The sequence below is a fragment of the Pseudomonas syringae group sp. J248-6 genome, assembly GCF_032586995.1.
Taxonomy (GTDB): domain Bacteria; phylum Pseudomonadota; class Gammaproteobacteria; order Pseudomonadales; family Pseudomonadaceae; genus Aquipseudomonas; species Aquipseudomonas amygdali.
Map to the genome: position 1 here is coordinate 53272 of NZ_JAWHOP010000013.1, position 13114 is coordinate 66385.

General features: G+C 58.8%; 13 protein-coding genes. 7 read left to right on the top strand and 6 right to left on the bottom strand.

The window, feature by feature from the left end:
- Positions 1–73 precede the first annotated feature (73 nt).
- On the bottom strand, positions 74–940 hold the full coding sequence (hexR, locus tag RYC17_RS17425) for a transcriptional regulator HexR (protein WP_002555915.1): 867 nt from the start codon (positions 938–940) through the stop codon (positions 74–76).
- 317 nt (positions 941–1257) lie between these two features.
- Here hexR and uvrD point away from each other — a divergent pair, with 317 nt between their 5' ends.
- From uvrD to RYC17_RS17440, 3 genes are all read left to right on the top strand, one after another.
- Positions 1258–3441 (top strand): DNA helicase II, encoded by a 2184-nt coding sequence (gene uvrD, locus RYC17_RS17430; RefSeq protein WP_005734962.1) that lies wholly within the window; start codon positions 1258–1260, stop codon positions 3439–3441.
- Between the two features lie 384 nt (positions 3442–3825).
- A complete protein-coding gene (locus tag RYC17_RS17435; RefSeq protein WP_122259296.1) occupies positions 3826–4668 on the top strand; it encodes a Tim44 domain-containing protein in 843 nt (280 codons plus the stop codon).
- A 130-nt stretch (positions 4669–4798) separates the two neighbouring features.
- Positions 4799–5206 (top strand): SMI1/KNR4 family protein, encoded by a 408-nt coding sequence (locus RYC17_RS17440; protein ID WP_004659120.1) that lies wholly within the window; start codon positions 4799–4801, stop codon positions 5204–5206.
- A 41-nt stretch (positions 5207–5247) separates the two neighbouring features.
- Here RYC17_RS17440 and RYC17_RS17445 read toward each other — a convergent pair whose 3' ends face one another.
- Positions 5248–7011 carry a cation:proton antiporter gene (locus RYC17_RS17445; protein ID WP_058407640.1) on the bottom strand — a complete coding sequence of 588 codons (1764 nt, stop codon included), beginning with the start codon at positions 7009–7011 and terminating at the stop codon, positions 5248–5250.
- 292 nt (positions 7012–7303) lie between these two features.
- Here RYC17_RS17445 and RYC17_RS17450 point away from each other — a divergent pair, with 292 nt between their 5' ends.
- Positions 7304–7789: an acyl-CoA thioesterase gene (locus RYC17_RS17450; protein ID WP_002555921.1), complete on the top strand. Its 486-nt coding sequence runs from the start codon at positions 7304–7306 to the stop codon at positions 7787–7789.
- 48 nt (positions 7790–7837) lie between these two features.
- Here the strand turns inward: RYC17_RS17450 and pdxY are convergent, their stop codons facing one another.
- Entirely contained in the window at positions 7838–8704 is an 867-nt protein-coding gene (gene pdxY, locus RYC17_RS17455) for a pyridoxal kinase PdxY (RefSeq protein WP_316903878.1), read from the bottom strand.
- Between the two features lie 118 nt (positions 8705–8822).
- Here pdxY and RYC17_RS17460 point away from each other — a divergent pair, with 118 nt between their 5' ends.
- Positions 8823–9215: a DUF3301 domain-containing protein gene (locus RYC17_RS17460; RefSeq protein ID WP_057402017.1), complete on the top strand. Its 393-nt coding sequence runs from the start codon at positions 8823–8825 to the stop codon at positions 9213–9215.
- A gap of 109 nt (positions 9216–9324) precedes the next feature.
- On the opposite strand, the gene RYC17_RS17465 is transcribed toward RYC17_RS17460, so the two are convergent.
- The gene (locus tag RYC17_RS17465; RefSeq protein WP_316903879.1) at positions 9325–10296 is read right to left on the bottom strand and encodes a CobW family GTP-binding protein; all 972 of its coding nucleotides are present in this window, start codon (positions 10294–10296) and stop codon (positions 9325–9327) included.
- Between the two features lie 52 nt (positions 10297–10348).
- Between RYC17_RS17465 and RYC17_RS17470 the strand changes: the two genes are divergently transcribed.
- Positions 10349–10723: a hypothetical protein gene (locus RYC17_RS17470; protein ID WP_058402547.1), complete on the top strand. Its 375-nt coding sequence runs from the start codon at positions 10349–10351 to the stop codon at positions 10721–10723.
- Between the two features lie 4 nt (positions 10724–10727).
- Here RYC17_RS17470 and RYC17_RS17475 read toward each other — a convergent pair whose 3' ends face one another.
- Both RYC17_RS17475 and zigA read right to left on the bottom strand, forming a co-directional pair.
- Positions 10728–11378: a DUF1826 domain-containing protein gene (locus tag RYC17_RS17475; protein ID WP_058407642.1), complete on the bottom strand. Its 651-nt coding sequence runs from the start codon at positions 11376–11378 to the stop codon at positions 10728–10730.
- Positions 11378–12589, bottom strand: coding sequence for a zinc metallochaperone GTPase ZigA (gene zigA, locus RYC17_RS17480; RefSeq protein WP_058402520.1), 1212 nt, complete (start codon positions 12587–12589; stop codon positions 11378–11380). The genes RYC17_RS17475 and zigA overlap by 1 nt, the downstream gene beginning before the upstream one ends.
- A 140-nt stretch (positions 12590–12729) precedes the next feature.
- On the opposite strand from zigA, the gene RYC17_RS17485 reads away from it, so the two are divergent.
- On the top strand, positions 12730–13113 hold the full coding sequence (locus tag RYC17_RS17485) for a hypothetical protein (protein WP_057402014.1): 384 nt from the start codon (positions 12730–12732) through the stop codon (positions 13111–13113).
- The last annotated feature ends 1 nt before the right edge of the window (position 13114 follow it).

Genomic DNA, 13114 nt, shown 5'->3' on the forward strand with positions numbered 1-13114 from the left:
CAGAATGGAGCGCGACAGTGACAATCAGGCGGCATGCAGATGACAGATCGATGAATTTCGCTCGGTTGAGCGATCAGTCTTCGTGAGTCTTTATCGACTTCGGCGACAGACGCAAGCCGCGCAGGCTGCGCTTGACGCTCTTGAGGTGATTGACCAGGCTCGGGCCGCGGGCCATTGCCACACCCATCGCCAGCACATCGATCACCACCAGGTGCGCGATACGGGACGTCAGCGGCGTGTAGATTTCGGTGTCTTCATGTACATCGATGGCCAGATTGACCGATGACAGCTCGGCCAGCGGCGTCTGGCTTGGGCACAAGGTAATCAGCGTCGCGCCGCTCTCGCGGACCAGATTGGCGGTGATCAGCAAGTCCTTGGAGCGCCCCGACTGGGAAATGCATACCGCGACGTCTGTCGGCTTGAGCGTGACCGCCGACATCGCCTGCATGTGCGGGTCGGAATACGCTGCCGCGGTCAGCAGCAAACGAAAGAACTTGTGCTGCGCATCGGCAGCCACTGCACCGGAAGCGCCAAACCCATAGAATTCGACCCGATTGGCCCCGGCCATGGCCGTGACTGCCATCTGTAAAGCATGGGGGTCGAGGTTTTCGCGCACCTCCATCAGCGTGTGCAGGGTAGTGTCGAAAATCTTCAGGCTGTAGTCGGCGACCGAATCGTCTTCGTGAATCGCGAACTGGCCGAAACTCGCACCCGCTGCCAGACTCTGCGCCAGCTTGAGCTTGAGGTCCTGAAACCCGGTGCACCCAATGGCGCGGCAGAAGCGCACGATGGTTGGCTCGCTGATGCCGACGCTGTGCGCCAGATCCGCCATGGAACTGTGCATCACAGCCGCAGGGTCAAGCAGCACATGATCGGCAACCTTGAGCTCCGATTTGCGCAGCAAATTACGTGACTGGGCGATGTGTTGCAGCAGATTCAAGGGGCAGACTCGGCAAAAGGAAGATGGGCTGGGTTGTAGCTTTCTTGTAGTTATACTACATGACTTGCAAACCGCCCAGTTAAACGACGCTGAAACCTGTTACACGGGCCCTGAATGGGTGAATCGAAAAAAATTGTGGGAATAATCCTACATTAAGCGGAATCCTGCGCCTGGCCTGCGAATGGCCAATCCTCAAGGTCGACTGACCGCGCTCGACCCTGCAACGCTCGACGACCGGTCGTCAGCACCCAGTCATTTTTATTGCCTGACGCAAAGCATGGTTTGCCCGGCATGACGCAGCACCCTAGAATGCGCGGATGCGCGATGATCTCTCTCTTCTTCTGAATTCCCTCAACGATGCCCAACGTCAGGCCGTAGCCGCCTCATTGGGTCGTCAGTTGGTCCTCGCTGGTGCTGGCTCCGGCAAAACCCGTGTGCTGGTGCATCGCATCGCATGGCTGATGCAGGTTGAGCAAGCCTCCCCGCATTCGGTTCTGTCGGTGACGTTCACCAACAAGGCTGCCGCCGAAATGCGCCACCGTATCGAGCAGCTGATGGGCATCAGCCCTGCCGGTATGTGGGTGGGCACCTTCCACGGCCTGGCCCACCGCCTGCTGCGAGCGCACTGGCAGGAAGCCGGGCTGGTGCAAACCTTCCAGATTCTCGACAGCGATGACCAGCAGCGCTTGGTAAAACGCGTGATGCGCGAGCTGGGCCTGGATGAGCAACGCTGGCCTGCACGTCAGGCACAGTGGTTCATCAACGGCCAGAAAGATGAAGGCCTGCGCCCGAAACATATTCAGGCCAGCGGCGATCTGTTCCTGACCACCATGAAAAGCGTCTACGAAGCCTACGAGGTCGCCTGTCAGCGGGCCGGCGTCATCGACTTCTCCGAACTGCTGCTGCGCGCACTCGACCTGTGGCGCGATAATCCGGGTTTGCTCGCGCATTATCAGCGTCGTTTCCGCCATGTATTGGTGGATGAATTCCAGGACACCAACGCCGTGCAATACGCGTGGCTACGCCTGCTCGCTCAGGGTGGCGACAGCCTGATGGTGGTCGGCGACGACGATCAGTCCATTTACGGCTGGCGTGGCGCGAAGATCGAGAACATTCACCAGTATTCCTCTGACTTCCCGGACACCGAAGTCATCCGCCTGGAGCAGAATTACCGCTCCACAGCGAGCATTCTCAAGGCTGCCAACGGCTTGATCGTCAATAACAGCGGCCGCCTGGGCAAGGAGTTGTGGACTGACGTCGGCGATGGCGAGCTGATCAACCTGTATGCCGCCTTCAACGAACACGATGAGGCGCGCTATGTGGTCGAGACCATCGAAAGCGCGCTGAAAACCGGCATCTCGCGCAACGACATCGCCATTCTGTACCGTTCCAACGCCCAGTCGCGGGTGCTCGAAGAAGCCCTGCTGCGTGAGCGTATTCCATACCGCATTTACGGCGGGCAGCGCTTCTTCGAACGCGCCGAAATTAAGAACGCGATGGCGTATATGCGCTTGCTGGAAGGTCGTGGCAACGATGCAGCGCTGGAGCGGGTGATCAACGTTCCGGCTCGCGGCATCGGCGAAAAGACCGTCGAAGCAATTCGCGAACATGCACGTCATGCCGACGTCTCCATGTGGGAAGCCATGCGCCTGCTGGTCGCCAACAAGGGCCTGACCGGCCGCGCCGCCACGGCCCTGGGCGGGTTCATCGAGCTGATCGAGAACCTGTCGGCGAAGGTCATGGAGATGCCGCTGCACCTGATGACCCAGACGGTTATCGAGCAGTCCGGGCTGATCACCTATCACGAGCAGGAAAAAGGCGAGAAAGGCCAGGCGCGGGTAGAAAACCTTGAGGAACTGGTCAGCGCGGCCCGTGCTTTCGAGAATCACGAAAGCGAAGAAGACCTGACGCCACTTGCAGCGTTTTTGGGGCATGCCTCACTGGAGGCCGGCGACACCCAGGCGCAGGAGCATGAAGACAGCATTCAGCTGATGACCCTGCACAGCGCCAAGGGCCTGGAGTTCCCGCATGTGTTCCTGGTGGGCATGGAGGAAGGGCTGTTCCCGCACAAGATGAGTCTGGAAGAGCCGGGGCGCCTGGAAGAAGAGCGACGTCTGGCTTATGTCGGCATCACCCGCGCCATGAAACAGCTGGTGATGACCTACGCCGAAACGCGTCGTCTGTACGGCAGCGAAACCTACAACAAGGTCTCGCGTTTTGTACGCGAGATTCCGCCGGCGCTGATCCAGGAAGTGCGCCTGTCCAACAGCGTGAGTCGCCCGTTCGGCGGCACTCCGAAGTTCAACAGCAGCAGCCTGTTCAACGGCACCGGCATTCCGGAAACCGAGTTCACCATGGGCCAGCGCGTACAGCATGCGGTGTTCGGCGAAGGCGTGATCCTCAACTTCGAGGGCGCTGGCGCTCAGGCACGGGTGCAGGTCAACTTCGCCGAAGGCAGCAAGTGGCTGATGATGGGCTATGCGAAGCTGGTGCCGTTGTAGCGTTCAGGGGTTGGGCGCGGTGCCAGTTCTTGTTCCCGCGCTCGGCGTCATACATTAGTCCGCTTTTGATTCTGGCCGCAGGACGTGGGAGCGAGCTTGCTCGCGAAGGCGCTGTTTCAGTCGATGCATTTTCGGCGATTATGAAGACCTTTTCGCGAACAAGTTCGCTCCCACGCCCTTCGGGCAGAAGCACAGAGGCCATTTATTCCGGGCGTTCCAAGACCTGTGTATAACCTCGGTGCGTGGGGCTAATCACAAGTCTTACGAAGCGCGCTGAAAAGTCCTACGCTATTTATGTAAAAGTCCGAAACACTAACGCGCTGGTCATGTAGTCATCTGCTGTGCAACATGGCGCGCGTGCAATCACAAAACGGGAATACCCTTATGCAACGTTTTCTAAGCATCGCGATGGCGCTGTGCATCGGGCTCACCATGAGCCTGGATGTGAACGCCGCGCGTTTCGGTGGCGGCAAGAGCATGGGCTCGGCGCCTACGCATCAGACACGTCAGGCAACACCCTCCACGCCTGCGGCAGCGCCTAACGCTGCGGGCCGTCCTGCGCCTGCGGCAAGCGGTGCCTCGCGCTGGCTGGGCCCATTGGCCGGTATCGCTGCCGGTGGCCTGCTCGCGTCGATGTTCATGGGTGACGGCTTCAACGGCCTGCAACTGTTCGACATCCTGATCATGGGCCTCATCGCCTTCCTGATCTTCCGCTTCATTGCACGTCGTCGTCAGCAGCAACAGCCGAAAATGGCTGCTGCCGGTGCACCGTACCAGCGTGAAAGCAGCCAGCCTGCGCAGAACCCGATCTTCGGCAGTTCCTCACCGGCCTCCGCTGCGCCAGTGATCAACGCCCCGGCCTGGTTCAACGAAGAGCGCTTTCTGGAAGCCGCTCGTGGCCACTTCCAGTCGCTGCAGCAGCACTGGGACGCCAACGAAATGGACAAGATCGCCGAGTTCGTTACCCCGCAAATGCTGCAGTTCCTGAAAAAGGAACGTGCGGACCTGGGTGATGGCTTCCAGTCGACCTACATCGACAACCTTCAGGTTCAACTGGACGGTGTGGATGATCGCGCCGACAAGACCATCGCTACCCTGACCTTCTCGGGCGTGTCCAAGACCTCGCGTTTCGACCAGGGCGAAGTGTTCAGCGAAAGCTGGAACATGGAGCGCCCACAGGGTGATAACCAACCGTGGCTGGTGGCAGGAATTCGCCAGAACGGTTGAACCAGAATCCTTTCTCGCGTTCAGAACCCCGGACATGTCCGGGGTTTTTGCTTATCCGTTCGGATAGTTATTTTGAGAAAGGCTTTACGCTACTGTATAACCCGCGCCATCAAGTGAGAGGATCTGTGTCGTGGAAGAAGTCATCGAACAACTGCGTGAAGCAAACGAGCCGGTCCCGGTTCCGCTTGAGCTGCCAGACGAAGACCAACTGGTCGAAATTGAAGAACAGCTGTTCATCAATATTCCGTTCGTCTTCAAAGAGTTTCTCCTGACGGTCAGCGATGTGGTGTACGGCAGCCTTGAGCCCGTCACCGTGACCGATCCGCAGTCGCACACCTATTTGCCGGACGTGGCCGCCACGGCCTGGGATCTGGGCGTGCCGCGCGAGCTGATTCCGATCTGCCAGGACGGCGACGACTACTACTGCGTCGAAGAAGACGGCACGGTAGTGCTGTGGTCTGCCGAAGAGGAACTGGTCACCGAGGAAAGCTGGGAGTCGGTCTGGCACTGGGCTCGGGATGTCTGGCTGGAAAGCTGAGACACCCCTGCGCGGCAAAGACTGTAAGGTAATCTCCGGGCTCAATGCCCGGATGATTCCTGATTATTGCCCAGCGTCTCCAGCAGCGCGATCTGCATCCGCGTATGCACGCGGATCAGCCAGCGCCAGAGCAGTGCCGCGACCAGAGCGGCAATCAGGGCGATGACCAGAAGCAATTCGTTGGCAGGCAGAATACTTGCCGACAATGCTGCCAGCATCACGAAAATCACCACCAGCGACAACAGCGGAATCACTTCCGCCACGACCTTGCGCACACGCACGGTATGTCGGCCTGCCATCTCGGGTTTGACGCCCATCTCCGCCAGCAGCATCGACAGCGCCTTGAGCTTGCGATACGCGGCAATCAGAAACGGCAGCGACAGCAGCAACGCCGCGCCGCAGATCCAGGCTTTCTGGTGACTGACATCCGCCACCCATTCGTCCATGTACCCGCCAAGATGCTCGGCAAAATAGCCGCCGCTGAAGAAAATCGCCATTACCAGCGCCAGATTGACCCCGACCTGTAGCAGAATCCGCCGGATCATCCCGGCAAGCACTGCACCCTGCCCTTGCGGCTGAATGCTGCGCAGCCACTCGCCGTACATGCCGAACACCCGTGCAACGCGCCGGGGCATTATCGACGCCAGCTTGAGTGACAGCGGATCAGCACCGCGAATCAGATAGGGCGTCAGCAAAGTAGTAATGGCTGATACCGCCACTGCCACCGGGTAGAGAAAATCGCTGGTGACCTGCAGGGTCATGCCCAGCGCCGCGATGATGAAGGAAAACTCGCCAATCTGTGACAGCCCCATCCCCACGCGCAATGAGGTGCGACCGTCATTGCCAGCGATAAACGCCCCAAGGCCGCAAGACAGCATCTTGCCCAGCACCACAGCGACAGTGATGACTGCAATCGGCCAGGCATATTCCAGCAGGATTTTCGGGTCGATCATCAAACCGATGGCGACGAAAAAGATTGCGCTGAACATGTCACGAACCGGCTCGATCAATCGCTCGATTTTCAGCAGCTCACGCGACTCAGCCATGATCGCACCGATCAGGAACGCGCCCAGCACCATGCTGTATTCCAGCTTGACCACCAGCAGACAGAAGCCGAAACACAGGCCCAGCACGGTAATCAACAGCATTTCATTGCTTTCGAACCTGGCGACATAGGCCAGCAAACGGGGCACCAGCAGAATCCCGATCACCAGCGCTACGATCATGAACAGCGACAGTTTGCCGACCGTGGAAAACACTTCCCCCGAACTGACGGAGCCGCTGACTGCGATGCCGGACAACAGCGCAATAATGCCGATGCCGAGAATGTCTTCGACGATCAGCACACCGAAGATCAACTGGGCAAAATGCTGGTTCTTCATCTTCAGGTCGTTGAGCGCCTTGACGATGATGGTGGTGGAAGAGATCGCCAGAATCGCGCCGAGAAACAGCGAGTCCATGGTTTTCCAGCCAAAGAACTGCCCGATCTCGTAACCGATCCAGATCATCAGGGCAATTTCCAGAAAAGCCGCGATGAACGCCGTCGCGCCGACCTTGAACAATTTGCGCAGGCTGAATTCCAGCCCCAGGCAGAACATCAGGAAGATCACTCCCAGCTCGGCCAGAATTTTGATGGTTTCTTCGTCATGGATCAGACTGAACGGCGGAGTGTGCGGACCGATGATGAACCCGGCAACGATATAACCGAGCACCACTGGCTGCCTGAGGCGATGAAAAAGGATGGTCACCACGCCGGCCACCAGCATGATCACTGCCAGGTCCTGAATGAAATTGATGGCATGCATGGGGATACGGCTCCTTGTGGGTGATGACTCCTAAAACCGCTGGCGCTGTTCTTGCAACGGCGTCGGCTGGTAGTTGCGCCATCAAAATCGGATGAAAGCGTAGGAAAATTCCCGATCCACGGGTTTTTGCAGGTTAACACCGCCCCCTTCGACATAAAGCCGGTGCAATATATGGAAACAGATAGTTATGACGCGTGACGGCCGCCTGCTGGCCAGCGTCCCGATAACTGTCACAAGCCCCTTGAGCGCCAGGATAGGCGCCCCTTGAACACCTTGACCGTGTGAGTACGCTATGGAACCCGGAAACGCCCAGCTGTCGATGACTGTATTGATGACCCCGGACATGGCCAACTTCTCTGGCAACGTACACGGCGGCACGCTGCTCAAGTACCTGGACGAAGTGGCCTACGCGTGTGCCAGCCGCTACGCCGGACGCTATGTGGTAACGCTGTCGGTGGACCAGGTGATTTTTCGCGAGCCGGTGCATGTCGGCGAACTGGTGACCTTCCTTGCGTCGGTCAATTACACCGGCAACACCTCCATGGAGGTGGGCATCAAGGTGGTCACCGAAAACATCCGCGAGCGCTCGGTACGTCATTCCAACAGCTGCTTCTTCACCATGGTTGCCGTGGACGACAATCGCAAACCCGCCAGCGTACCGCCTCTGGAACCGGAAACCCCGGAAGGCAAGCGTCGTTTCATTCAGGCGCAACAACGCCGCCAGATTCGTCAGGAACTGGAAAAGCGTTATCAGGACATCAAGGAAGAAGCCTTGTAAGGGACAGGCTCAGACATGGGTGCCTGAGCCCTCGGTTGCATCTGAAGGTTACAGACGCACAGCGTCGAACTTCACCCGTGGATGCGCGATGCGATCCTGGGCGCGCACCAGTTCCAGCTCGTAACTGCCGCAAGCCTGCGTTTCGAGCAGCACTTCGTGGACTGCTGCTGCGGTGAATTCGAACGCTGCTACCAGATCGTCGCCCAGTAAAATGCGTGACAGGAACAACCCGGACGTCAGATCCCCCACACCGACCGGCTGGCGTGGAAATGCCAATAGCGGGCGGCGCAGGTGCCAGCTTGCCTCGGCGGTCACCAACAGCATTTCAAAGCCGTCGGCAGCCTTGCCGGGGTAATCAAGGTGTTTGACGACAACCGCTTTGGGACCCCGCGCCAGCAAGGCCCGCGCCATCGCCAGGCAGTCGGCCAGCGATTCGGGCTTGCGGCCAGAGAAGCTGTCCAGCTCCAGCTGGTTGGGGCACATGAAGTCAGCCATGGCCGCAGCCTCTTGCAGCAGGAAGTCGCTGACTTCAGGCGCAACGATGCAGCCTTTTTCTGGGTGGCCCATTACCGGGTCGCACAGGTAAAGCGCCTTGGGATTGGCAGCCTTGATGCGCGCCACGCCGGTCAGAATCGCCCTGCCCTGCGCCGCACTGCCCAGATACCCGGACAGCACGGCATCACAGTTACCCAGCTCGCCGATGGCGGCTATCCCGTCGATCAGTGCGGGAATCTGCTGCGGGGCCAGCACTTCGCCTGTCCACTGCTTGTATTGCGTGTGGTTGGAGAACTGAACCGTATTGAGCGGCCAGACATTGACCCCGATACGCTGCATCGGGAACACCGCCGCGCTGTTGCCGGCGTGGCCGAATACCACATGGGACTGGATAGCGAGCAAGTGAGGCGTACGTTTCATTGGGGGCGGAATCCTGAACACGATGCAAATGCAATAATGAGAAATATAAGTTGCGCAGTATGGCTGTAAATCACTCAGGGCAGTTAAGCTGGTAACACCTACGCTGGAGCACTCCGTCATGCTGACCCTGGGAAATATCTTCGTGCTGATGCTGTTCGCAAGTGCTGCGGCCTGGTGGTGGCACGCCCATGGTCTGCGAGAAAAAGCGCTGGCGCGCGTCAAGCAGCATTGTGCACGCCTTGAACTGCAACTGCTGGACGACGCCGTTGCGCTGCGCCGCCTGACCTTTGCCCACGACGCTCAGGGTCGCAAGCGCCTGGCCCGCGTGTATGGCTTCGAGTTCACGGTGACGGGCGAGCAGCGTCACCCTGGCACGATCACCATGTTCGGCGCGCACACTGCGCAAATCGAACTGGCACCCTACCCGTTTGAAATCAAGACGCCACCACCCAGCGCTGAAATTATTCAAATGAGCGAGTGGCGTCAATCGCATCAGAAATGGAAGCAGTAGCGGCTGGGTAAATGCAAATCGTTGTGGGAGCGAGCTTGCTCGCGAAGAGGGCGTCAAAGCCCCCGAAAACAGGGCGTTTGAAGGGTCGCCGTCGCGAGCAAGCGGCGCGTCACGCCAGACACTCCGCCATCTGCGCCTGCAACTTATCCACATCCTGATCGGTGGAAAAGATCAATTCCAGACGTGAATCCTGACGCCACTCGCTGACTTGCCAGGCTATCGGTGCGCCATCGACCACATTCCCGGAATACCAGCCACCCTCGCTGTGGATAACCATCTTCGCCCGCCGCCAATCAAGGCTTTCCAGCCAGTACAGAATGCGCTGCAGGTCGAAGCATTGCGAGGGATGCCAGCGCCAGCCGATGCTCCAGCCTTCAGCACTGGCCTGACTCAGGCAGATCGGTACCTTCGGGTCGACCCATAGCGCAGGCAACTGGCCAACGTTGTTGGGCAGCATAAACTTATCCACAGCCTGTTTATCCACACCGACAGCACTGGTGAACCCCGGTACCTGGCTCGGGTGCAGCTCTCCGTATCGGGTCCAGATCAAGGCGTGCGGCAGCAACTGTTCGGCCAACGCCCGGCGAGAGACTTCATCCAGTTGCTCGGACTTGTTCATAACCACAAGCCCTGCATCCGCCAGTGCTTCCTGCTGAGTGCTCGGCAACGGTTGTCCGGCGAGCATTGCTTGCGCGTCCAGCACCACCACGCCGGGCTGAACATTCAGGACGCCGCGCCAGGGTGCCTCGCGCAATTGCGCCATGAGTTGCGCAGGATGACCCAGTCCCGAAGGCTCGATCAGCAGACGATCAGGCCGGGCCTTGCGCAACAAACGCCCCAGACCGATCTGGAACGGCACGCCATTGACGCAGCACAGGCAGCCGCCAGCCACCTCGCCAAGTGCGATACCATCGGCATCCGTGGTCAGCAACGCGGCATCCAGACCGATCTGTCCGAACTCGTTTATCAACACGGCCCAGCGTTCATGGGCGGGTTTCTGCGCCAGCAGGCGTTTGATCAGGCTGGTCTTGCCGGCGCCCAGCGGGCCACCGATGACATGCGTCGGTATGTTTTGCAGCATGGGATCACTTTTGACGAATGCGTGGGTCATTGAAGAGCAAGGAAGGGTAATGATGCAAGTGATGTGGCTGCCCGCCCGCCTGGCACTGATGCTGCTGATGGCGAGTTCGGGTACGGCGTGGGCCGAGGCGTGTCTGGTCCACAGCCAGGCCGAAAGGCTTGATGTGAAAGTCTGCCAGGAAAATATCAATATCCCGGCAGACCTGTTCCACGACAGCTTCTGCAAGCCACAACTGGCCGGGCAGAAGACCGAAACGACCTACTCGCAACAGTGCCCGGCAGGTGCCTTCGGTGTCTGCCGCAACGCGCAAGTCGCCAATCTTCCGTATCGCGAGCACATCCACTATTACGGGGTCGCCCGTGACGCGCTGTACCTCAAGCCCTTTTGTGAGGGCCAGAGCAAGGGGCAATGGGCAACCCCTGAATAAAGTTTCAGTCCAGCCAGTCCAGCGTCAGAATCAACCTGCGCTCGTTACGCAGCAGTTGCGGCGAGCGATGGATCAAACCGAAGCCTTCGTTACCGTGCCAGCGTTCCCCCTTGAGCAACGCCACTTCCCCGCTGTTGATCTGCTGGATACGGGCAGCATCCGTCGGCTCGGCGTCCAAATGCCCCAATTGTTTACGGTCCATCACCCCTTCATGCAGCCATTGACTGCCAACCCCGCCATAAGTGGTGATAAGACGTACCGGCACATGATCAACATGGAAGCGCGGGCACATGGCCTTGTCGAGCACGCGCAGACGCAGGCCAACGCACTCGGCACCCAGCAGGCAGGCATAGGCGCCGACCAGCCATGAAACGTCGGCAATGAAGCCCTGATACCCCTGCAGATCGGAATATCCCCGAGCCAGCGTGGTCAGGTCAGGCTCGACTTCACCGCCCCTTACTTGCAGGGGCATGGACTCGGCAAGGGGCTCGCCCATCGACAGCAGCAAGGCACCGAAATCCTCGATGTGCGCAGGCAGTTGACGCTGCCAGACCGCAAGGTTGACGTCATCCTGGAGGATCTCGCTCAATACCTCAGGCGTGCCGCCGTGTGCCTGACGAACGGCTGTCTTGTCATTCAAACGATAGGCCAGCATCAGGCAGCCACCTCTTCTTCGTACCAGTCGCCAAAAGGATCGGCCAGCGTGCGCCAGCGCTCGACACCCGCCGCCATCTCGGTATCAGTGAGCAGGCATTTGTCCAGTTCGGCTGTCAGCAGGGCAAAATCAATGTTCTGACCGATGAACACCAGTTCCTGACGGCAGTCACCGGTTTCAGTCGACCAGTTCTCCAGAATGGATTTGACGCTCTCCTTGTCCTCGGGCCAGCTGTCGCGGGTCACGAAACGCCACCAGCGTCCGGCAAAACCATGGCGCATCAAGCCGCCCGCCTGCGACCAGCTGCCTGCATCCTTGTATTTGCTGGCCAGCCAGAAGAAGCCTTTGGAGCGCAGCAGCTTGCCATTGGTCCACGGGCGATTGATGAAATTGAAAAAACGCTCCGGATGGAACGGGCGCCGGGCACGATAGGCAGTTGATGCTATGCCGTACTCTTCGGTTTCCGGCATGTGTTCGCCGCGCATTTCCTTTAGCCAGCCCGGTGCCTGAGAAGCACGCTGGAAGTCAAAACGCCCGGTGTTGAGAATCGTCGCCAACGGCACCTGGCCCATCACCATCGGCACAATCTCGGCTTCGGGGTTGAGGCGCTTCAGGATCGCCATCAGCTCTTCACGCTCACTGGAGCTGATCAGGTCGATCTTGCTGAGCAGGATGACGTCGGCAAATTCGATCTGCTCGATCAGCAGGTCGGTAATCGAGCGGTCATCGTCTTCACCCAGGGTTTCACCGCGTGTGGACAAGCCGTCAGCCGCTTCGTAATCGAGCAGAAAATTCACGCCATCGACGACGGTGACCATGGTGTCCAGACGCGCCAGATCCATCAGGCTTTTGCCAGCTTCGTCACGAAAAGTGAAGGTCTCGGCCACTGGCAGTGGTTCGGAGATTCCAGTGGATTCGATCAATAAATAGTCAAAACGACCGTCCTGAGCGAGGCGACTGACCTCTTCAAGCAAGTCCTCGCGCAAGGTGCAGCAGATGCAACCATTGCTCATCTCGATCAGCTTTTCTTCGGCACGGTTCAGGCTGACATCGCGCTGAACTTCGCTGCCATCGATATTGATCTCACTCATATCGTTGACTATTACGGCAACCCGCAGGTTTTCACGATTGCGCAGCACATAATTGAGTAAAGTGCTTTTACCGGCCCCTAGAAAACCGGACAGAACGGTAACGGGTAGAAGATTTGCCATCAGGATTCTCCAGGCAGCTGCAAGGCTTGAACCTTGTTCATGTCGGCTGCAACGAATCCCTCAGGCAGCCGACTCTAATCACACTGAGATGTTATAGTATAACAACACATAATAGCTACGGCGTTGGTGAAGGGATCTTCATGAGACGGGTTTCAACAGGTTTGGTGGCGATGTTGATCAGCGCACACTTGATGGCAGCACCACCCAGGCCTTCTGCCGACCTCGCCACTTGTACGCGTAGCGCGACGGTGCTGGCGTGCAGCGATGCCCAAGGCAATAGCTACAGCGTGACCACAGCCGGATCGACGACCTGGTTGAAGGGTTACGAGGTACTCGACAAGCGTCGCTGGGCGCAGACCAACAGTCGCTATGGCCAGCTGACGTTTTTTACCGGGCTGGCTTCCAATGGCGAAGCCTGGGTAGGCACTGTCCAGCGCGTGGGCTGGACAACAATCACGCGGGTGTCCAGCTCAAGCGGCACGCGTAGCAAGATCACCTGCAGCCGGCTGAACGGCTGCCGTTGAC

Bases quoted from the DNA above. Each gene is read 5' to 3' on its own strand.
- RYC17_RS17445 (WP_058407640.1), bottom strand. From the start codon at position 7,011: ATGCATGCCATCAATTTCATTCAGGACCTGGCAGTGATCATGCTGGTG.
- RYC17_RS17460 (WP_057402017.1), top strand. From the start codon at position 8,823: ATGCTGACCCTGGGAAATATCTTCGTGCTGATGCTGTTCGCAAGTGCT.
- RYC17_RS17465 (WP_316903879.1), bottom strand. From the start codon at position 10,296: ATGCTGCAAAACATACCGACGCATGTCATCGGTGGCCCGCTGGGCGCC.
- uvrD (WP_005734962.1), top strand. From the start codon at position 1,258: ATGCGCGATGATCTCTCTCTTCTTCTGAATTCCCTCAACGATGCCCAA.
- zigA (WP_058402520.1), bottom strand. From the start codon at position 12,589: ATGGCAAATCTTCTACCCGTTACCGTTCTGTCCGGTTTTCTAGGGGCC.
- RYC17_RS17475 (WP_058407642.1), bottom strand. From the start codon at position 11,378: ATGCTGGCCTATCGTTTGAATGACAAGACAGCCGTTCGTCAGGCACAC.
- RYC17_RS17435 (WP_122259296.1), top strand. From the start codon at position 3,826: ATGCAACGTTTTCTAAGCATCGCGATGGCGCTGTGCATCGGGCTCACC.
- RYC17_RS17485 (WP_057402014.1), top strand. From the start codon at position 12,730: ATGAGACGGGTTTCAACAGGTTTGGTGGCGATGTTGATCAGCGCACAC.
- RYC17_RS17450 (WP_002555921.1), top strand. From the start codon at position 7,304: ATGGAACCCGGAAACGCCCAGCTGTCGATGACTGTATTGATGACCCCG.
- RYC17_RS17470 (WP_058402547.1), top strand. From the start codon at position 10,349: ATGCAAGTGATGTGGCTGCCCGCCCGCCTGGCACTGATGCTGCTGATG.
- pdxY (WP_316903878.1), bottom strand. From the start codon at position 8,704: ATGAAACGTACGCCTCACTTGCTCGCTATCCAGTCCCATGTGGTATTC.